Source organism: Orrella daihaiensis, assembly GCF_022811525.1.
Taxonomy (GTDB): domain Bacteria; phylum Pseudomonadota; class Gammaproteobacteria; order Burkholderiales; family Burkholderiaceae_B; genus Algicoccus; species Algicoccus daihaiensis.
On the sequence record NZ_CP063982.1, the window covers coordinates 2,738,356 to 2,756,665 of the forward strand.

An 18,310-nucleotide genomic window follows, 5' to 3' on the forward strand; every position below is an offset into this window, starting at 1 on the left:
ATAACCATGACCATCACACCGAGCGAAGCCCTGTCGCGCTGCATTGAACATCGCGAGATCTTTCATGATGAGATGTTGCATTTGATGCGGATGTTGATGCGTGGCGACATGTCACCCACCTTAGCCGCCGCTTTGATCATGGGGTTGCGTGTCAAAAAAGAAACCATCGGCGAAATCACTGCGGCAGCCACCGTCATGCGAGAGTTTGCTACGCCCGTGCAGACACCGAACGCAGCCGATCTGCTTGACTTGTGCGGCACCGGTGGAGACGGTTCAAATACCTTCAATATTTCAACCACTGCCATGTTTGTAGCAGCCGCCGCCGGGGTGCCGGTGGCCAAGCATGGCGGTCGAAGTGCCTCATCCCCTAGCGGCAGCGTTGACATCCTTGAAGCCCTTGGTGCACGCGTTGATCTATCGCCCGAACAAGTGGCGCAATGCATCTCGGAAATCGGCATTGGTTTTATGTTTGCGCAGGCCCATCACAGTGCCATGAAACACGTCGCGCCAATCCGTAAGGAACTCGGCGTGCGCACCATGTTCAATATTTTGGGCCCGCTGACCAATCCGGCTGGCGCCAAGAACCAGATGATGGGCGTGTTTCACCCAGATCTTGTTGGCATTCAAGTGCGCGTTTTACAGTCGCTAGGTTCACGCCATGTTCTCATCGTTCATGGTCGCGATGGCATGGACGAGGCATCTCTCGGGGCAGCCACCATGGTCGGTGAACTTAAGGACGGTGAAATCCATGAGTACGAAATCCATCCAGAGGATTTTGGGTTAAGCATGACATCGAACCGTAGCATCCGAGTGACTTCCCGGGATGAGTCCAAAGCATTTGTACTTGAAGCACTGAACAACACTGATGGTCCAGCCCGCGACATCGTGGCCTACAATGCGGGCCTTGCAATTTACGCGGGAAATCGCGCCAGCAGCATGGCAGACGGCATCAAGCAGGCATTTGATCTCATTGCCAGCGGTGCTGCCCGTGACAAACTCGAACAATTCTGTGCGCTAACTAGGAAATTGGCAGCATGAGTAATATTCTGGACGAAATTCTGGCCGTCAAGGCCGAGCAAATCAAAGCTGCCCGTCAGCTGCGTAGCGAAGCGGATCTTCTACGCGAGGCGCAAGCCCGCCAGGATCTGCGTGGGTTTGCCGCTGCCATCGAGAATCAAATTGAAGCTGGCAAGCCAGCGGTCATTGCTGAAATCAAGAAAGCTTCCCCGTCAAAAGGCGTAATCCGCGAAGATTTTCAGCCGGCCCAGATTGCTGCCTCTTATGCAGCCGCAGGCGCTACCTGCCTGTCTGTACTGACTGATGTAAAGTTTTTTCAGGGCTCGCATGACTACCTGCGCCAGGCCCGAGCTGCCTGCACTTTGCCCGTACTGCGCAAAGACTTCATGATCGACCCCTATCAGGTGATTTCGGCGCGTGCCATGGGTGCGGACTGCATACTGCTGATTGCCGCAGCCCTCGAAACCACACGCATGCAAGAACTTGAAGCGTGCGCCATGGAGTTATCTTTAGATGTACTCGTTGAGATTCATAACGCCCAAGAGCTCGAGCAGGCACTGACCTTAAAGACCAAGCTACTCGGCATCAATAATCGCAACCTCAAGACTTTTGATGTGTCGCTAGACACCACGCTTGGACTACTCGATCAGATTCCAGCTGGCAAACGGGTGGTTACCGAGAGCGGCATTCTGTCTCGTGAAGATGTGAAACTCATGCGCGAGCACAACGTAGACGCGTTTCTAGTTGGGGAAGCCTTCATGCGGGCACCTGATCCGGGTACCGCTTTGGCAGAACTATTTTTCTAGATAAAGCAAGACAGAGTTTCGCGTGCCTATGAACAAGGGGTTCAGAAGACCGGTCTTCTGAACCCCTTGATTTGTGCGCAGAGGTGTCGCCAGCTTACGATTTCTTCAGGGGACACGTATTCACACCAATCAGTGAGTAAGCTGGGCAAATACGAAACAGACCGGTGGCCAATGGCACCACGCCAATCCAGCCCCACGCACCAATCGTACCGGCTAACGTCAAGGCAATCAGTGCAATGCCAACCACTATTCTCAAAACTCGATCGATACCGCCAACGTTTACTTTCATGGTGCTCTCCTAAAAAGTCTTGCTACGTTTCAATTGCCCTCATGACTTCTGACCGCAATACAACCCGTAAAGCGTCTGCATCATCAGCAAGACAGCTGGACTTGCCAGCTTGTAATAGATGTACTTACCTTCACGGCGTGTGGCGACCAACTTTTCATCACGCAACACGCCAAGTTGCTGCGACAACGTAGGCTGGCGAATCCCGGTTAAAGACTCTAGCTCACCCACATTTAGCTCGGTATCGATCAGATGGCATAGAAGCATCAAACGATCCTCATTTGCCATTGTCTTAAGAAGTGCGCAGGCTTTGCCTGCGGAAGTGCGTAGCTCTTTTACAGTTGAAGGCGTCAGACTGACAGCATTCATGGCTATTCTCTATTGGTATGATGACTATATTATATTTGTAAATAAACTATTCTTCAATATAATAAGCATATAGCTGATTTGTATATGGAGTAACAAGATGCGCGTACAACCGTTTTTTGACAATGACACCTCGACCTTTACCTACGTCGTTGACAATGGTCCTGGCACCGCCTGCGCCATCATCGACTCTGTTCTGAACTATGACCCCAAATCAGGTCGCACGAACACCGCAGGCGCCGATGCTGTCATGGCTTTTGTCAGAGACAACCACCTCAAAACAGAGTGGCTGCTCGAGACCCATGCGCACGCTGACCACCTGTCAGCCGCACCTTATTTGAAACGCGAGCTCGGTGGCAAAATCGCCATCGGTGATGCGATCAAGACCGTTCAAGGTGTTTTCAAGAAGATCTTCAATCTTGAACCCGAGTTTGAACTCGATGGCTCCCAATTCGATCACTTGTTCAAAGCTGATGAAACATTCAAGATCGGTGATATCGAAGCACAAGCTTGGCACGTACCAGGCCATACACCGGCTGACATGGCTTATGTCGTCAACGGCGATACCGTGTTCGTGGGTGATACGTTGTTCATGCCAGATGTGGGTTCGGCTCGTTGCGACTTCCCCGGCGGCAACGCCAACACACTGTACAAATCGGTGCAACGCCTTTTGGCGCTACCGCCTGAGACCAAGCTGATGATGTGTCACGATTATCCGCCAGCTGGGCGTGAGGTACGTTGCGAAACCACGGTGGCCGAGGAGCGCGAGAAAAACATTCATTTGCACGATGGCATCTCGGAAGATGAGTTCGTCAAGATGCGTAGCACACGCGATGCCACGCTGGCCATGCCAACGCTGCTGTTGCCCTCGATTCAGGTCAATATACGTGCCGGTGCTCTTCCCCCCGCAGAGGATAATGGCGTAAGCTATCTGAAGATCCCTCTGAATGCGGTGTAACCCAATTGCATGTTTGAACTGGCCGAGTCTGACCCATCACTTTCTGACAGCGAGGCCAAGCGCCTGATCCCCCAACTGCGCACGCGATTATTGCGGGCGCAGTACAAGTTTTTAGAAAGAAAGGAGCGGGCACTATTAATTCTGATTGGTGGAATTGATGGCGCGGGCAAAGGCGACACGATCAATCTGCTAAACGATTGGATGGATGCTCGTCATATCCATACGATGGCATTTACGCGCCCAACCGAACAGGACCGCGTGTATCCCCGGCAATACAGGTTTTGGCGGGCGTTACCCGCCAAAGGTGACATTGGAATTGTGTTTGGGTCAGGCTATGCACCCTTGATGGAAGAGGCCTTAAAGAAACGCCCCAATCCTGACTTGTTCGAGGATATGATCTTGGCCGCCAGGCGCTATGAAGCTGATCTGGTCGCCAATGGCGTGCAAGTCATCAAACTCTGGTTTCACCTGTCAAAGAAAGCGCAACAGGCGCGCATGCAGGAACTTTTGCAGAACCCATCGACCGCCTGGAAAGTTGCCCCGGAAGACCGGGATGTACCCAAACGATTCAAGCATCTGCGTCAAGCAGCACAGCGAATCATTGAATCGACTGACTCGGCTCATGCTCCCTGGATCATTATCCCGGCCGCTGACGAAAACGTGCGCATGGTCAGAACCGGGCAAGCAGTGCTTGAAGCGCTGCAAAGGCGAACCGTTCGAGTTCCCCCGTTACATGACCCGGCCGTTTTACCGACACTCAAACGGCAGCGTAACCCGCTGACTGAATTGGACTACAGCGCCCAACTTTCAAAAGATGATTATCAAACTGCGCTGCTTCACTGGCAGAACCGTCTAGCCAGACTCGTGCGCAGCAAAGGGTTTGTCCAGAAACATGCGCTGATGATTGTCTTCGAGGGCTCGGACGCGGCAGGCAAAGGCGGTGCCATTCGTCGCATCACTCAGGCCATCGATGCACGGCAATACGACATCATGCCAGTGGCTGCACCCAAACCATTTGAGCTTGATCGCCCTTATCTGTGGCGCTTCTGGCGTCGTGTGCCTCGGCTTGGCCAAATTTCCATCTTCGATCGCTCCTGGTATGGCAGGGTGCTAGTTGAGCGAGTAGAAAAACTCATCCCACGGTCGGTTTGGCATCGTGCCTACGCAGAGATCAACGGTTTTGAGCATCAACTCGCGCATAGTGGCGTGATCGTCGTGAAGTTTTGGCTCGCGATTACACCTGCCGAACAGTTAAAGCGCTTCAAAGAACGCGAATCGCACCCTTACAAGCAGTACAAGCTGACACCGGAAGATTGGCGCAATCGCCGCAAATGGAAAGCCTATGAAACAGCGGCAGCTGATATGCTGGTACACACTGACACCAGTCATGCTGGCTGGCATCTGATTTCTGCCAATGACAAGCGTCACGCACGAATTGAAGTGCTTAAACAACTCGTTAAACGTATTGAGCAGGCTATTGATGATGACGACTAAGCCAGATCCAGCGTCATCGATGTGCCCCTTGTGTATCGTGCCTTTGCCAGGAGAATTGGTGCGCACCGAGAACTATGTGGTGATCGATGCACAGGACCCAACGTACCCGGGATTGACCCGAGTTGTGTGGCTAGCTCATGTTGCTGAAATGACTGATTTACCCAACCCGCAAAGGCAAGCCCTCATGCAGGTTGTCTTCACGGTTGAAGTCACCATGCGCGAGATACTGCATCCAGATAAGGTCAATCTTGCCAGCTTGGGCAACCAGGTACCCCACTTGCATTGGCATGTGATTCCTCGATGGCGTGATGACGCCACTTTTCCTGGCTCGATCTGGAGCCCAGCAAACGACACAGAGCCGGCGCAACAGCGCCTAGTCGATATCCAAAGGTCGCTGAAGGATTATCATCAGGCCTTGATTCAACGCCTTAATCAATTCTGACTATGACTACAAACAACAATGTGACCTGGCGCTCCATGCTCTTTGTGCCAGCCAATAGCGACAAGTTTCTGCAAAGCGCACTCAAGCGTAATGCTGATGCCATCCAGCTTGATCTCGAAGATGCCTGCCCACCCGACTTGAAGGCTCCGACCCGCCAACGCATCGGTGAACTTGCGCAAACATGTGCCAATGCCGGGTTTGATGTGATCGTACGAGTCAATCGTCCTTGGCGACTATTGCTGCGCGACCTTGAGGCATGCGTGCATCCGGCCATCAAAGCACTAACTTTACCTAAGGTGCCCGATGGCTCATTTATCCGGTCTGTCGCTGAAGTTCTTGCTGAAGTTGAACAAGAAAAAGGTCTGCCGATTGGCCATACGCAATTGATTGCCATGGTTGAAGACGCCGATGGCTTGGCCAACATGGATGACATCGCCCGTGCTCACCCAAGGGTATACGGCATGATCGTCGGTGCGGAAGACCTCGCGGTCTCTTTGCGAATGGCCGTAGATACCGATGGGTTGTATGTCCCAAACGTGATGGCAGTCGCTGCCTGTCGTAGGGCCGGCATTGTACCGATAGGCTTTGTTGGTTCCGTCGCCGACTTTGCCGATCAGGACAAGTTCAAGCAAACGGTGCAACGGGCTGCGCGCCTCGGGTTTGAAGGTGCGTTCTGCATCCACCCATCACAAGTCGATCCAGCCAACGAGGCATTTAGCCCTGACCCTAGGGCCGTTGAGCGCGCGCGCGCATTGATCAAGACATTTGAACAGGCTCGTGCTGCCAACCAGGCAACCTGTACGTTTGAGGGTCGCATGGTTGATGCACCAGTCGTGGCTCAAGCGCAGCTTCTAATTGAACGCGACAATGCCTTGCAGGCACTGATTTCACGTCGCCATCCGACTGGCCGTGAGTGAAATCGGTAACTCAGCAGGCAATCGGTTAAAGGACCTTTCTGCGCTCGGCATTGATAGCCTGCCCAAGCGCTGGCAGGCTGTTCTATCAACACCACCTGCCAGCACACAACTGGTCCGGACCACCGCGGCGATCAAGGCAGAACTAACTGCTGGCGCCATCATTTACCCGGCAGACCCCTGGCGCGCACTAAGACTGACCGAGCTCGATGACGTCAAAGTCGTGATCCTCGGGCAAGACCCCTATCACGGACCCGATCAAGCACAGGGGCTCGCGTTTTCAGTTGCGTCACACTGCAAGATACCGCCAAGCTTGCGAAACATTTTTCTAGAAATTTCGCAGGACCCACTGCTACAGACCGACACGCTAAAACCTCAGCCAGATCCAGATCTAAGCCGCTGGGCTAGACAGGGTGTGCTGTTGCTCAACACCTCCTTGACAGTCCGAGACGGACAAGCAGCCTCGCATGCCAAGCTTGGTTGGCAAGTCGTGACCGATGCGATTATTTCGGCAGTTGCCAAACGCCAAACGCCCACGGTGTTCATGCTTTGGGGAGCACATGCACAAGCCAAAGCCGAGATGATTAAGTCGTACAGCAGGCAGCACTTCATTCTGGCAGCCAACCATCCGTCACCGCTGTCAGCGCGCCGGCCGCCTGTGCCGTTTCTGGGCTGCGGGCATTTTGGGCGGGCGAACGAGTGGCTCGAGGCGCAAGATTTACTAGCGGTTCAATGGTCAAACTAAAAGTCACTAGTTTCTGCACTCCAGACATAAATTGAGTCTGCCAGTTAGGCATATCGTGAAAGCCACAATAGATAGTTCCTGCCTGACCCATTAAAGTTCTGCATTGATTTACCCTAAACATATCAACGTCTCTACTTTCGCCATTTGCATTGCAGAGTTTGACATCACCAGCTGATTTACTACAATAGTAGCAATACGTTTCAACATGATTTTTAAACACACCATGAGCATGCCAGTACGCATTGACGACCAACTATACGAGCAAGCCAAAGCGCATGCGCACGCCGAGCGGCGTACCATTGCAGGCCAGCTCGAATTTTGGGCGCTGGTTGGTAAAGCAGCACTTGACAATCCAGACCTACCTATCGAATTTGTGCGCGATCTATTAATCGCTCGCGCAGAAGGTTCCACACTCGCCACTGAATTTGTATCTCAGGGCAAGCGTTGATGGCATCTCGTGAAATCAAAGTTATCCAGTCAGCTGCATTTGCTAGAACATACAAGAAGCTCTACAACCAGCAAAAAATCAAAGTTGATGATGCGGTTCAAGAGATAGTCAACGACCCAGAGATTGGTACCCAAAAGCGCGGTGACTTGAGCGGTGTGTATGTTTACAAATTTAAAGTGCAGACTCAGGAAATGCTGCTCGCCTACGAGTACGACCCGCAAACTCGCTATTTGTTATTACTGGGGAGTCATGAAAACTTCTACCGAGGACTAAAACGGTAAGCGCTGATTTCACGCTCCTAGGGTTTTCACTAGCATTACATGCAGAAATAGACTACACTGCCGCTTCACGTTAATTTTTAATCGCTCCCTGACCCTCTTTCCTTTCGCGGCTGACTATAGCCCTAGTATGCGTTCGGTTGTCCCGGTCGGCACGATTCAAAGGAAAGAAGATGTCATTTCAAGCACTCGGGCTTGCAGCCCCGTTGCTGGCCGCTATTTCGCGCGCCGGTTTTAAAGAAGCCACAGCCGTACAACAACAAGCCATCCCTGCCGCTTTGCAAGGTCAGGATCTCATGGTTTCTGCTCAGACTGGGAGCGGTAAAACAGCAGCCTTCATGCTGCCTGCACTGAATCGACTGAGCCAGCAAGCTGGCAAAGGTGGCCGTGGCGTGCAGGTACTTGTGCTGACGCCAACGCGCGAATTGGCCATGCAGGTCAGCGAAGCTGCTGGCCTACTCGGCAGTCAAATCAAGGGGCTACGCACCGCTACTGTGGTGGGCGGCATGCCCTATGGCGCACAACTGAAGGCTCTATCCCAACGCGTGGATGTGCTGGTTGCCACACCTGGTCGCTTGATGGATCATCTTCAAAGCAAGCGGGTTGATCTATCAACCGTGCATACCCTGATTCTGGATGAAGCCGATCGCATGCTCGACATGGGATTTATCGATGACATCAAGACCATCGTTGCACGCACGCCTGCAACGCGCCAGACGCTGCTGTTTTCTGCGACGTTTGATGGCAGTGTCGCCAAACTCGCTGAGACCATGATGCGTGATCCAGTCAGAATCCAGATCTCTGCACCCAAAGAGCGCCATGCCCAAATCGAACAGCATGTGTTTTACGCCGACAGCAAGGAACACAAGCTGCAGTTGCTAGACCACATGCTGCGCGATGCCAGCATGGATCAAGCGATCGTCTTTACCGCCACCAAACGTGGCGCTGATGATCTGGCTGATGTTCTGAACGAGCAAGGATTCCATGCGCAGGCTTTGCATGGTGACATGAATCAACGCCAACGCACCCGCGCATTGACCGCCATGCAACGCGGTCGGGTCCGTGTACTGGTAGCCACCGATGTCGCTGCGCGCGGCATCGACGTGCAGACCATTAGTCACGCCATTAACTTCGACCTTCCGATGCAAGCCGAAGACTACGTACACCGGATTGGTCGTACAGGACGTGCCGGCCGTCAGGGTACGGCGATCACCCTGTGTGAACACCGCGACCGCTTCAAAGTTCGCCGCATCGAGAATTTCATCGGCCATGGTATCGCTGCTAGCGAAATCGCAGGTCTTGAGCCCAAGCGTGTAGCGCCTAAAAAGCCGCATGTTAAAAGCGCCAAACCGCGTCGCCCTGGGTTTGGTGCGAAGGCAGCTGTTAAAACTGGCAGCAGACCAGGCGGCTCCGCCAAAACAGGGTTCGGCGCCAAGCCACGTACCGCTAAACCTTATACTGCAGGACATGCAAAACCCGCACGGCCAACGACCCGATCCCGCACAGATTCATCTGAGCGCAGACGCGCTCGCGCATAGCGAGAAACTGACTACCCGCTTGCGCGATCAAATTGCTCAAGCGGGTGGTTGGATGTCGTTCGCGCAGTGGATGCAGCAAGCACTGTACGAACCCGGGTTGGGGTACTACTCGGCTGGCCTAGCCAAACTAGCTACGCGAGACACACTGCACTGCCCCAGCTCAGCGTCTGGAGATTTCGTCACGGCTCCTGAGCTTTCTGCGGCATTTGGCTACACCCTGGCACAGCAAGTTGCACAAGTACTACGCGAACAAGACAAGCCCACTATCCTCGAGTTTGGAGCAGGCTCGGGACAGCTGGCTCACGACGTACTTACAGCACTCGCTGATCAGGAACTCCACCCCCACTATCACATCCTCGAGGTATCAGCCGACCTTAGAGAGCGACAACAACTGAAGCTCGCGCACTGGGGTACACAAGTGCAATGGCTAGACCAGTTACCCGACACATTCATTGGGGTGGTGCTGGCCAACGAAGTACTCGATGCCATGCCCGTGCATTTAGTAGGCTGGACATCTGACGGCACGGTGTTTGAACGAGGCGTCGCCTGGGGCACTGATGGGTTTGTCTGGGAAGATCGGCCAGCAGGCGAAGTCCTCGCCAATGAATTGGCAGGGAAGATGCCGCCTTTGCCCGGCTACCTGACAGAAATTAATCTAGCGGGCCGAGCCTGGATCAACGAAGTCAGTCAAAGGCTTCAGTGGGGTATAGCGCTATTAATTGACTATGGATTTCCTCAAGCCGAGTACTACCATCCGCAGCGCCGAGAAGGTACGTTAATGTGCCATATCCAGCATCGTAGCCATGCACAACCGCTGATCCTACCGGGACTGCAAGATATCACCGCACACGTCGATTTCTCTGCCATGGCTAGTGCCGCGTTTGATGCAGGTCTGAATGTACTGGGTTATACCAGTCAGGCAAGATTCTTACTGAATGCTGGCCTGCTTGATATCCTGCCCAAGCTAGACATCAATACGCAACGTGGCATTGACAAACTCATTTCAGAAGCGGAAATGGGTGAGCTCTTTAAAGTGCTTGCAGTTGGCCGAGGTATCGACAGTGATTTAATTGGCTTTAGCCGTGGCGACAGACGCCACCAACTCTAGAAAAAGTGTGGCTGGATAACGTTCTAGGAACTCTATCAATTTACTAATTTGAATTAGCGAGGCAAATAGTGGCAGAACGCAAACAGAGACAAACGTTGTCAGACTATGTATTTTTTCATGAGATAGAGACCCGCTGGAAGGACAATGACATCTACGGCCATGTCAATAATGTCGAGTACTACTCCTACTTTGATACAGCCGTTGCTGCATTCCTGGTATCAAAGCTTGGCTTGTACTTCAAATCCAGCCCTGTCATCGCTTATGTGATCGAAACGGGTTGTACGTATTTTGAGTCAATTGCGTTTCCGGATCGCATCAAGGTCGGTGTGCGTATCGTCAAGCTTGGCAATAGCAGCGTCAAGTACGAACTCGCAATCTTTAAGAATGATGGTCATGATGCGTGCGCGCAAGGTCATTTCATTCATGTTTACGTTGACCGCACCACTGATACGCCAACACTTATTCCTGATGATGTGCGCACCGCCATGCAAGCGATCACCATCGCTTAACTAAACAGTAATCGTCGCGACTACCGGCGCATGATCTGAGGGCTGCTCATTCTCGCGAGGTGCGCGATCCACCACACAGCCGTGACAACGATCAGCCAGCGGCTTAGACAACAACACGTGGTCGATACGAAGACCTGCATTGCGCTTATATGCATTTAGCCGATAGTCCCACCAGCTAAATGACTTCTCTGGTTGATCAAACTGACGAAATGAATCTGTCAGTCCCAAACCAAGCAAACGACGAAATGCCTCACGTTCGGGTTCAGAAACCAGCACCTGATCTTTCCAGCGTTTGGGGTCATGCACATCCTCATCAGCTGGCGCGATGTTGTAGTCGCCCACGATAGCCAAGTTTGAATAGGTTTTAAGCTCATCAGACAACCACTTCGTCAAACGATCGAACCACGCGAGCTTGTAGGGATACTTCTCAGAGTCCAGTGACTGTCCGTTGGGACAATAGACATTGACAAACCTGAACGGGCCTAACGGTGTATCGAACGTCGCTGCAATCAAACGCTTTTGTGGGTCATCATCGCCTGGAATATTAAGCACCACATCCTGAGCTGGAATTTTTGAGAGGATCGCCACCCCGTTGTAGGTCTTTTGTCCAAGCCAGACCGCCTGGTAACCGGCTGCCTGAATCGCATCAAGCGGAAACTTGTCCTGGTCAAGTTTTAGTTCCTGCAGCCCCACAAAATCTGGCTCAGCGATAGAGAGCCATTCCAGAACTTGTGGCAAACGGACTTTGAGTGAATTGACATTCCAGGTAGCTAGTTTCATAACAAGACTTTCGAGAAGATTAATTAACCGTACTGTACTAGAAGCAGTTAATAGATGCTTCGCGATAATTTGCTCGGTTCAGTGATTCAGATCTATACAGAAGACGCGAGCGCCTGCGCAATCGCTTCGCGTCTGGCCGCACGCACCGCAGTCGATATAGCTTGCGGTCCGTGTTCTTGAAGGGGTTTGGCAATGGCACCCGCATCGATTGACCGGGCTGCTTGCAAAGCAGTTTGCCAACGATCGAGTGGGCACTGAACCAAATGACTGGCCATGTTCAGCAGTGTCGCAAGCCTGTCTGGGCGTCGAATAGCATCCGTCTTTTCGAGTAAACCGAGCGCCTGCTCAGGCCACTGGCTCAGCTCCCAATGGTTCGAATCCCGGCACGCTGCTTCTATCAGTGGCAATAAGTCAGCCCATTGCGCGCAATCACTCGGTGCTCTGAGCCGTTGGGCCAATTGCTTGCGCTCTTCGGTTAGATGCATGCACAAGGCATACATGCCCGGTAACGTGCGCTCAGCCCAGGTGGCAGCACTATCGAGGTAGGATCCTAGTTGTGGGGAGTACACATAATTTGGCATCACCACTGGCAGCGCCTCGCAATCGAGTAGCACCTCAAACATGCGCGAAGGTTGCTCACTGATCAAGCCACGAGAGACCTCTTGCCACACCCGTTCGGGTACAAGCGCATCCGCTTCACCGAGCGCCACCATACGACGGCACAGGCTGATTGTCTCGGGTGCGACTTCGAACTCAAAGAACCGCGCCGCAAACCGGGCTAAACGCAGAATACGAACCGGATCCTCTTCGAAAGCCGGGCCGATGTGTCGCAAGACTTTGTTGTGTAGGTCATTGCGCCCACCGAGCGGGTCAATCAAGTCGCCACTTGGCGTTTTAGCCATGGCATTGACTGTGAGATCTCGCCGTTTCAAGTCATCTTCTAATGTGACATCGGCGCCAGCATAAAACGTAAAACCCTTGTAGCCCTTGCCAGACTTTCGCTCGGTGCGCGCCAAGGCATATTCCTCCTTGGTTTGCGGATGCAAAAACACCGGGAAATCCTCACCCACCGGGATAAAACCACGGCTAACCATGTCCTCAGGAGAGCTACCAACCACGACCCAATCGCGGTCACCCGCAGTCCGACCAAGCAGCTCATCTCGAACTGCGCCACCAACCACATAAACCTGTAAACCCGCTAGGATGGGATCAGACATGGCGCTGACTCATGGTGGCGAGATTTCACCAAGCCTAGCCTTCAAGGACTGTGGCTCACCGGTAAAGACAGCCGCATAGTAAGTAGCGTTGGACAATACGTGTTTAACGTAATCCCGCGTTTCACTAAATGGTATGGTCTCTGCAAATATAGCGCCCTCTACCGGACGACCCAAGGTCTTACGCCACTGCACAGGACGACCAGGCCCTGCGTTATAGCCGGCACTGGCCAGAACTTGGGATCCATCAAGATCTTCCAGCACCATTCGTAGGTAATGGGTGCCTAGGGTCGTATTGACATCAAACTCATTGACACGCGATGGCCTGAAGTCATTCATGCCTATTTTGCGGGCCACATACTTGGCTGTGGCTGGCATTAATTGCATCAAGCCAGAAGCACCCACTACAGACCTCGCATCCATCACAAACCGTGATTCCTGACGAATCAATCCGTATACCCAAGCAGGATCAAGATCAATTGAATTCGCTTGTGCTTTGACCTTGTCTTCAAATGGCGCAATAAATCGTTGTGAGAAATCGACCTGCTCCTGAGTACGCTCAGAGGTGTTCACAACGCGATCATAGATCTGCTGTTCACGCGCAAATTCAGCGGCCGCGAGCAACTGACGATCATTCAAACCCCGCAAACCAAAGTTCCACTGCGGTACCGCTTCACGACGAAGCCCAAGCTTGAACAATGCCACTGCTTGTTGCAAATGCAGATTGTTACGTGCCTCATCAAGCTCGGCGGTGGTAACTGGCGTCGGTGCAGGCGGAGCCACAATCGACTGCCCAAGCTCTTCAAGTGCAAGTTGCCCGTAAAAATGGAATTCGTCTGAGATCTCTTGATAGATTGCTTGCGCTTGCTCGGTTTTACCTTGAGCAGCCAGGGCACGCGCAAGCCAATACTGCCAGTCGACTTGAACACGCTGATCTGATGGCATCCATTCGATCGCCGTCTGCACCCAGTCCCATTTGATAATGGGCTGACGCAACGCAGCTCTCACCCGCCAAGCATTGCCATCTTCTGACAACCTGACGTTACCAGCACGCTGATACCAGGCATCGGCCCGAATCTCATGGTCCAGTGCAGCCTGAAATGCCAATTGTGACCAAGCCCACCCGGCATCCTCTTTGGGTAGGCGTTTACTCCACTTGGTCTCAAGTTCACGTGCTGCGGTAGTGGGATTGTCTCGACCCATGCGCACGAGTCCAATCGAGACCAACAAGCCGTCATCACCAGTCGCCTTGCCTTTATATTGTTTGACCCAGTTAGCAGGTGAACTCATCATGGCGCGATAACGGCCAAGCGTCTTGGCATCAAACAGCAAGGTTGCCACGCGATCAGCGGTCTTGGTGTGATTGCGCTCAAGCGCATCTTGCAACAAAAGCACCAAATCATCGCGTTTCATCACACCGTCAGCCACAAACTGGGTGAGCATTGCCCAGCAGGCTTTGCCAGGCCGGAAATCTGCCATTGCCTCTTCAGAGGTAGCACGTTGCCCCGTCATATGACGGGCCTCTAGCTTGGCGCATCGAACTTCCCGGTTGTACCAAACAAATTCACCAAGATCGCGGATTTTGTTGAAGGCGCCAGACTCATCAGCTGCGATCACCCAATCAGCCCTGAGCTTATCGGCCATATAAGTGCCGTCGTAACGATTCAAAAAAGCGTCGGCCAATGGCACATCAAACACGTTTTTAGCCGACTGCACCGCTTGCTCGGCAATCCAATAGTCAGCGTAGACCTGCAATATATCGCCTTGCGTCTGCGCTGCTAGCGCTGGCAGCTTGTTCCATTGCTTGGCATCGGCTGCATCTTTAGCAGCCAGAACCGCTTGCGCTGCCGCACTATCAGCGTTGTATGTAAATGAGGCTGCCCATGGAGTAAACAACAACGCAGGCAATGCGATCGAAACCGTTTTTAAAACTTTTTGCAGCACAGCAACACCTCTTTGACAGCGGTCAGTGATTCGGTTCATGATAGGCGTCAGTACAGTTCGACATCAACCTTGATTTTTAGTTGCACTTCGGTGACAAACACGGCGATCGCATGACACAGAATAACGCAGACGATTTAAGGGCGCGCCTGAAACAGGCACGCAAGACGCTACCCGTTGCAGATCGTCAACGTGCAAGCCTTTTGATACGCGCCAGGCTATTTACCTGGTTAGCCACCACCCATACGGCTTGTCTGACAGCCGGGCTTCACTCACCCAACATTGTGGCTGGTTTTTGGCCGCTGGCTGACGAACCTGACCTGACACCACTTTTTCGGCAATGGCACGAGCAGGGCGTTGTTGTCGCACTGCCAGTCATGCGACAGCCTGAACAGATACTCGAATTTCATCGTTGGCAGCCACACAGCGAAATGAATCAGGCAGGTTTTGGGGTGATGGAGCCAACAGCCACCACCCCCCTTGTACCCGATGTCGTACTGGTACCCACCCTAGGTTTCACACCCCAAGCAGACCGCCTGGGCTACGGCAAAGGGTTTTACGACCGAACGCTCGCGGGGCTTGCGGCAAGCCATCATCACCCAACCACGATCGGCGTCGCGTGGGACAACGCCAACTTGCATGATCTAGATCCAGACTATCAGGCAGCTGCTCACGATCATCCGCTTGATGCGATCATCACACCAACCCAGTGGTATCCAGATGCACCTAGTTGGCGTGGGACCAGCCTAGCCTGACAAGCCCCGCCAGATCGCCATGGTGGCAGCTGCATTATTCAGTGTGTAGAAATGTAGCCCTGGCACCTGGTTTTCCAAGAGGGTCTGGCACATTTCCGTGACCACATCGGTACCAAATGCCCGAATCGATTCCCGATCATCACCAAACTCTGCCAGGCGTAAACGAATCCATCGTGGGATTTCAGCACCACACATTTCCGAGAACCGCATCAACTGGCTGTAATTAGTGATGGGCATAATCCCGGGAACGATAGGTACAGCAACACCAAGCATCTGCGCGCGATCAACAAAATCAAAATAGGCATCCGCGTTATAGAAATATTGCGTGATCGCACTACTGGCACCCGCTTGGATTTTCTGTGCGAAATGCCGCAGGTCGGCCTGTGGACCAGCGGCCTGCGGATGCATCTCTGGATAGGCGGCGACTTCAATGTGAAACCAGTCACCGCTGTGCTCTCTAATCAACTGGACCAGCTCAACTGCGTAGCGCAGCATGTCCGAGCCACCGGCAGCACCCATCCCAGAAGGCAAGTCACCTCGCAGTGCAACGATTCTCCTGACACCCGCTGCTTTGTACTGATCGAGCAGATCACGCAACTGCTGTCTGGTCGAACCGATACAAGACAAATGCGGTGCAGCATCAAAGCCCATGGACTTCAGATGCCTTACCGTCTCCATGGTGCCCTCCCGCGTGGTGCCACCTGCTCCAAATGTCACACTGACATATCCAGGATTGATGGCGGCAAGCGCTTGGGCGCTTTCGGTCAAACGGGTTTGGGCCGCATCGTCACGCGGCGGAAAGAATTCCAGGCTAAAAGCCTGCCCACTAAGTTTGGTCATTGTTGAAATATCAGCATGGAGAACAGGCTAGAGACAACGCTGTAGAGGATGGCACCGGCCACAGCCCACCAGAATCCCTCAACCTGAAACCCTTTAAACAAGGAACCTGCCAACCAAAAAACCAGGGCGTTAAGCACCAACAGAAAAAGGCCTAACGTCACAATCGTGATTGGCAGGGTCAACAAAATCAACAGCGGCTTGACCAGCGTATTGAGTAGCCCCAGCACAAGGGCGGCCATCATCGCCGACCAGAAACTACCGATCACGATACCCGGCAGTACATATGCCACAGCCAGCAGTGCTACCGCATTCAAAATCCACACAACGATCAACATCGCACATCTCCAGAAAGCGGTGGCAACTGCCGTTGCCGTTTATACAAAAGCGACTTAATAACGGTAATGCTCAGGCTTGTATGGGCCTTCCTGATTAACGCTGATGTATGCAGCCTGCTGCGGCGTAAGCTCTGTCAGCTGGGCACCAATTTTTTTCAAGTGCAGACGCGCGACCTTTTCATCGAGATGCTTGGGTAACACGTAAACCTCACCAGCCTTGTACTCGTCGTTGCGCGTGAAGAGCTCAATTTGCGCGATGGTCTGGTTGGTAAAGGAGGAGGACATCACAAATGACGGGTGACCCGTCGCGCAGCCCAAGTTCACCAGACGCCCTTGCGCCAGCATGATGATGCGCTTGCCATCGGGAAAAATGACATGATCAACCTGTGGCTTGATCTCTTCCCACTTCAAGTCTTCGAGGCCGGCAACGTCAATCTCGTTATCAAAGTGACCGATGTTGCAAACAATCGCCTGATCCTTCATGCGCTCCATATGAGCCCGAGTGATGACATGATAGTTGCCCGTTGCTGTCACGAAGATATCAGCCTTGTCACACGCTTCATCCATGGTCACCACTTTGTAGCCTTCCATGGCAGCCTGCAGGGCACAAATCGGATCGATCTCGGTTACCCAAACCTGGGCACGCAAAGCGGCGAGCGCTTGGGCTGAACCCTTACCCACATCACCATACCCACAAACTACGGCAATCTTGCCGGCAACCATGACATCAGTTGCTCGCTTGATACCATCAACCAAGGATTCGCGGCATCCGTAAAGGTTGTCAAACTTGGACTTCGTCACTGCATCATTCACATTAATCGCAGCAAATGCGAGCTCGCCGCGCTTGGACATTTGGTACAGGCGATGAACACCGGTGGTGGTCTCTTCGGTGACACCACGGATTTGCGCCAAGCGAGTGGAGTACCAGGAGGGATCACGCTTAAGCTGATCTTTGATAGCGGCAAACAGTGCAACTTCTTCTTCGGAGCCGGGCTTATCCAATACGGTGATATCTTTCTCTGCCTTTGAACCCAAGTGCAATAGCAAAGTTGCATCGCCACCGTCGTCGAGGATCATGTTGGCATAGTGCCCATCTGGCCACTCAAAAATGCGATGGGTATAGTCCCAGTACTCGGCTAGCGTTTCGCCCTTCTTGGCAAAGACAGGTGTGCCATTGGCTGCGATCGCAGCAGCAGCATGGTCCTGCGTTGAAAAGATGTTGCAAGAGGCCCAACGAACTTCGGCACCTAGCGCCTGCAGGGTTTCAATCAGCACAGCCGTCTGGATGGTCATGTGCAAACTGCCGGTGATGCGCGCGCCCTTTAAGGGCTTGACCATCTCATATTCTTCACGCACAGCCATTAAGCCAGGCATCTCGGTTTCGGCGATCTTGATCTCACGACGACCCCACTCGGCCAGGCTGATGTCGGCAACTACATAATCGGTAAATTTTTCTGTCACAGCGTTCATGTCAATGAGCTCCACTCGTTCATCTGACAGCAACGCAACAGAACCGGCTAGTCCCACCGCAATCGC

Annotated in this window: 20 protein-coding genes and 1 pseudogene; 13 read left to right on the plus strand and 8 right to left on the minus strand. The window is 53.0% G+C overall.

The window, feature by feature from the left end; genetic code table 11:
- Positions 1-6 precede the first annotated feature (6 nt).
- Together trpD and trpC are read left to right on the plus strand one after the other, a co-directional pair.
- On the plus strand, positions 7-1,038 hold the full coding sequence (trpD, locus tag DHf2319_RS12665; protein ID WP_243478717.1) for an anthranilate phosphoribosyltransferase: 1,032 nt from the start codon (positions 7-9) through the stop codon (positions 1,036-1,038).
- The gene (trpC, locus tag DHf2319_RS12670; RefSeq protein WP_243478718.1) at positions 1,035-1,823 is read left to right on the plus strand and encodes an indole-3-glycerol phosphate synthase TrpC; all 789 of its coding nucleotides are present in this window, start codon (positions 1,035-1,037) and stop codon (positions 1,821-1,823) included. Before trpD ends, trpC begins: the two co-directional genes overlap by 4 nt.
- A gap of 94 nt (positions 1,824-1,917) precedes the next feature.
- On the opposite strand, the gene DHf2319_RS12675 is transcribed toward trpC, so the two are convergent.
- Positions 1,918-2,112, minus strand: a complete 195-nt coding sequence (locus tag DHf2319_RS12675; protein ID WP_243478719.1) for a YgaP family membrane protein — start codon at positions 2,110-2,112, stop codon at positions 1,918-1,920.
- 39 nt (positions 2,113-2,151) lie between these two features.
- Complete coding sequence (locus DHf2319_RS12680) at positions 2,152-2,478, minus strand: ArsR/SmtB family transcription factor (RefSeq protein WP_243478720.1); 327 nt, start codon at positions 2,476-2,478, stop codon at positions 2,152-2,154.
- Between the two features lie 97 nt (positions 2,479-2,575).
- On the opposite strand from DHf2319_RS12680, the gene DHf2319_RS12685 reads away from it, so the two are divergent.
- The 10 genes and pseudogenes from DHf2319_RS12685 to DHf2319_RS12730 all read left to right on the plus strand — a co-directional run bounded on the left by DHf2319_RS12685 (position 2,576) and on the right by DHf2319_RS12730 (position 10,909).
- The gene (locus DHf2319_RS12685) at positions 2,576-3,433 is read left to right on the plus strand and encodes an MBL fold metallo-hydrolase (RefSeq protein WP_243478721.1); all 858 of its coding nucleotides are present in this window, start codon (positions 2,576-2,578) and stop codon (positions 3,431-3,433) included.
- Between the two features lie 9 nt (positions 3,434-3,442).
- Complete coding sequence (gene pap / locus DHf2319_RS12690) at positions 3,443-4,927, plus strand: polyphosphate:AMP phosphotransferase (protein WP_243478722.1); 1,485 nt, start codon at positions 3,443-3,445, stop codon at positions 4,925-4,927.
- Positions 4,914-5,369, plus strand: a complete 456-nt coding sequence (locus tag DHf2319_RS12695) for an HIT family protein (protein ID WP_243478723.1) — start codon at positions 4,914-4,916, stop codon at positions 5,367-5,369. The genes pap and DHf2319_RS12695 overlap by 14 nt, the downstream gene beginning before the upstream one ends.
- Before the next feature lie 2 nt (positions 5,370-5,371).
- Positions 5,372-6,286, plus strand: a complete 915-nt coding sequence (locus DHf2319_RS12700) for an HpcH/HpaI aldolase/citrate lyase family protein (RefSeq protein ID WP_243478724.1) — start codon at positions 5,372-5,374, stop codon at positions 6,284-6,286.
- A 1-nt stretch (position 6,287) separates the two neighbouring features.
- Positions 6,288-7,028 carry a uracil-DNA glycosylase gene (locus DHf2319_RS12705; protein WP_369810254.1) on the plus strand — a complete coding sequence of 247 codons (741 nt, stop codon included), beginning with the start codon at positions 6,288-6,290 and terminating at the stop codon, positions 7,026-7,028.
- Between the two features lie 223 nt (positions 7,029-7,251).
- The gene (locus DHf2319_RS12710; RefSeq protein WP_243478726.1) at positions 7,252-7,476 is read left to right on the plus strand and encodes a ParD-like family protein; all 225 of its coding nucleotides are present in this window, start codon (positions 7,252-7,254) and stop codon (positions 7,474-7,476) included.
- The gene (locus DHf2319_RS12715; protein ID WP_243478727.1) at positions 7,476-7,757 is read left to right on the plus strand and encodes a type II toxin-antitoxin system RelE/ParE family toxin; all 282 of its coding nucleotides are present in this window, start codon (positions 7,476-7,478) and stop codon (positions 7,755-7,757) included. The genes DHf2319_RS12710 and DHf2319_RS12715 overlap by 1 nt, the downstream gene beginning before the upstream one ends.
- Positions 7,758-7,927: 170 nt before the next feature.
- A pseudogene (locus DHf2319_RS12720) lies at positions 7,928-9,274 on the plus strand (DEAD/DEAH box helicase); the annotation flags it as partial.
- Positions 9,222-10,400 (plus strand): class I SAM-dependent methyltransferase, encoded by a 1,179-nt coding sequence (locus DHf2319_RS12725; RefSeq protein ID WP_243478728.1) that lies wholly within the window; start codon positions 9,222-9,224, stop codon positions 10,398-10,400. The pseudogene DHf2319_RS12720 and the gene DHf2319_RS12725, both read left to right, overlap by 53 nt.
- A gap of 68 nt (positions 10,401-10,468) precedes the next feature.
- The gene (locus tag DHf2319_RS12730) at positions 10,469-10,909 is read left to right on the plus strand and encodes an acyl-CoA thioesterase (RefSeq protein ID WP_243478729.1); all 441 of its coding nucleotides are present in this window, start codon (positions 10,469-10,471) and stop codon (positions 10,907-10,909) included.
- Here the strand turns inward: DHf2319_RS12730 and xth are convergent, their stop codons facing one another.
- The 3 genes from xth to DHf2319_RS12745 form a co-directional block, all read right to left on the minus strand.
- Positions 10,910-11,689, minus strand: a complete 780-nt coding sequence (gene xth / locus DHf2319_RS12735; RefSeq protein WP_243478730.1) for an exodeoxyribonuclease III — start codon at positions 11,687-11,689, stop codon at positions 10,910-10,912. It abuts the gene before it with no gap.
- Positions 11,690-11,781: 92 nt separating this feature from the next.
- Complete coding sequence (locus DHf2319_RS13120) at positions 11,782-12,906, minus strand: tRNA nucleotidyltransferase/poly(A) polymerase-related protein (protein WP_305802160.1); 1,125 nt, start codon at positions 12,904-12,906, stop codon at positions 11,782-11,784.
- A 9-nt stretch (positions 12,907-12,915) separates the two neighbouring features.
- Positions 12,916-14,886 (minus strand): lytic transglycosylase domain-containing protein, encoded by a 1,971-nt coding sequence (locus DHf2319_RS12745; RefSeq protein ID WP_243478731.1) that lies wholly within the window; start codon positions 14,884-14,886, stop codon positions 12,916-12,918.
- A gap of 71 nt (positions 14,887-14,957) precedes the next feature.
- Between DHf2319_RS12745 and DHf2319_RS12750 the strand changes: the two genes are divergently transcribed.
- The gene (locus DHf2319_RS12750) at positions 14,958-15,599 is read left to right on the plus strand and encodes a 5-formyltetrahydrofolate cyclo-ligase (protein ID WP_243478732.1); all 642 of its coding nucleotides are present in this window, start codon (positions 14,958-14,960) and stop codon (positions 15,597-15,599) included.
- Here DHf2319_RS12750 and metF read toward each other — a convergent pair.
- From metF to ahcY, 3 genes are read right to left on the minus strand one after another with little or no spacing between them, the layout of a single operon-like run.
- Positions 15,591-16,439 carry a methylenetetrahydrofolate reductase [NAD(P)H] gene (gene metF, locus DHf2319_RS12755; protein WP_243478733.1) on the minus strand — a complete coding sequence of 283 codons (849 nt, stop codon included), beginning with the start codon at positions 16,437-16,439 and terminating at the stop codon, positions 15,591-15,593. The genes DHf2319_RS12750 and metF overlap by 9 nt on opposite strands.
- Positions 16,436-16,774, minus strand: a complete 339-nt coding sequence (locus tag DHf2319_RS12760) for a phage holin family protein (protein ID WP_243478734.1) — start codon at positions 16,772-16,774, stop codon at positions 16,436-16,438. Before DHf2319_RS12760 ends, metF begins: the two co-directional genes overlap by 4 nt.
- Positions 16,775-16,828: 54 nt before the next feature.
- Positions 16,829-18,244 carry an adenosylhomocysteinase gene (gene ahcY, locus DHf2319_RS12765; RefSeq protein ID WP_243478735.1) on the minus strand — a complete coding sequence of 472 codons (1,416 nt, stop codon included), beginning with the start codon at positions 18,242-18,244 and terminating at the stop codon, positions 16,829-16,831.
- Between the last annotated feature and the right edge of the window lie 66 nt (positions 18,245-18,310).

Bases quoted from the DNA above. Each gene is read 5' to 3' on its own strand.
- trpD (WP_243478717.1), top strand. From the start codon at position 7: ATGACCATCACACCGAGCGAAGCCCTGTCGCGCTGCATTGAACATCGC.
- DHf2319_RS12715 (WP_243478727.1), top strand. From the start codon at position 7,476: ATGGCATCTCGTGAAATCAAAGTTATCCAGTCAGCTGCATTTGCTAGA.
- trpC (WP_243478718.1), top strand. From the start codon at position 1,035: ATGAGTAATATTCTGGACGAAATTCTGGCCGTCAAGGCCGAGCAAATC.
- DHf2319_RS12750 (WP_243478732.1), top strand. From the start codon at position 14,958: ATGACACAGAATAACGCAGACGATTTAAGGGCGCGCCTGAAACAGGCA.
- metF (WP_243478733.1), bottom strand. From the start codon at position 16,439: ATGACCAAACTTAGTGGGCAGGCTTTTAGCCTGGAATTCTTTCCGCCG.
- DHf2319_RS12675 (WP_243478719.1), bottom strand. From the start codon at position 2,112: ATGAAAGTAAACGTTGGCGGTATCGATCGAGTTTTGAGAATAGTGGTT.
- DHf2319_RS12710 (WP_243478726.1), top strand. From the start codon at position 7,252: ATGAGCATGCCAGTACGCATTGACGACCAACTATACGAGCAAGCCAAA.
- DHf2319_RS12760 (WP_243478734.1), bottom strand. From the start codon at position 16,774: ATGTTGATCGTTGTGTGGATTTTGAATGCGGTAGCACTGCTGGCTGTG.
- ahcY (WP_243478735.1), bottom strand. From the start codon at position 18,244: ATGAACGCTGTGACAGAAAAATTTACCGATTATGTAGTTGCCGACATC.
- DHf2319_RS13120 (WP_305802160.1), bottom strand. From the start codon at position 12,906: ATGTCTGATCCCATCCTAGCGGGTTTACAGGTTTATGTGGTTGGTGGC.
- DHf2319_RS12695 (WP_243478723.1), top strand. From the start codon at position 4,914: ATGATGACGACTAAGCCAGATCCAGCGTCATCGATGTGCCCCTTGTGT.
- DHf2319_RS12745 (WP_243478731.1), bottom strand. From the start codon at position 14,886: ATGAACCGAATCACTGACCGCTGTCAAAGAGGTGTTGCTGTGCTGCAA.
- xth (WP_243478730.1), bottom strand. From the start codon at position 11,689: ATGAAACTAGCTACCTGGAATGTCAATTCACTCAAAGTCCGTTTGCCA.
- DHf2319_RS12685 (WP_243478721.1), top strand. From the start codon at position 2,576: ATGCGCGTACAACCGTTTTTTGACAATGACACCTCGACCTTTACCTAC.
- DHf2319_RS12680 (WP_243478720.1), bottom strand. From the start codon at position 2,478: ATGAATGCTGTCAGTCTGACGCCTTCAACTGTAAAAGAGCTACGCACT.
- DHf2319_RS12725 (WP_243478728.1), top strand. From the start codon at position 9,222: ATGCAAAACCCGCACGGCCAACGACCCGATCCCGCACAGATTCATCTG.
- pap (WP_243478722.1), top strand. From the start codon at position 3,443: ATGTTTGAACTGGCCGAGTCTGACCCATCACTTTCTGACAGCGAGGCC.
- DHf2319_RS12700 (WP_243478724.1), top strand. From the start codon at position 5,372: ATGACTACAAACAACAATGTGACCTGGCGCTCCATGCTCTTTGTGCCA.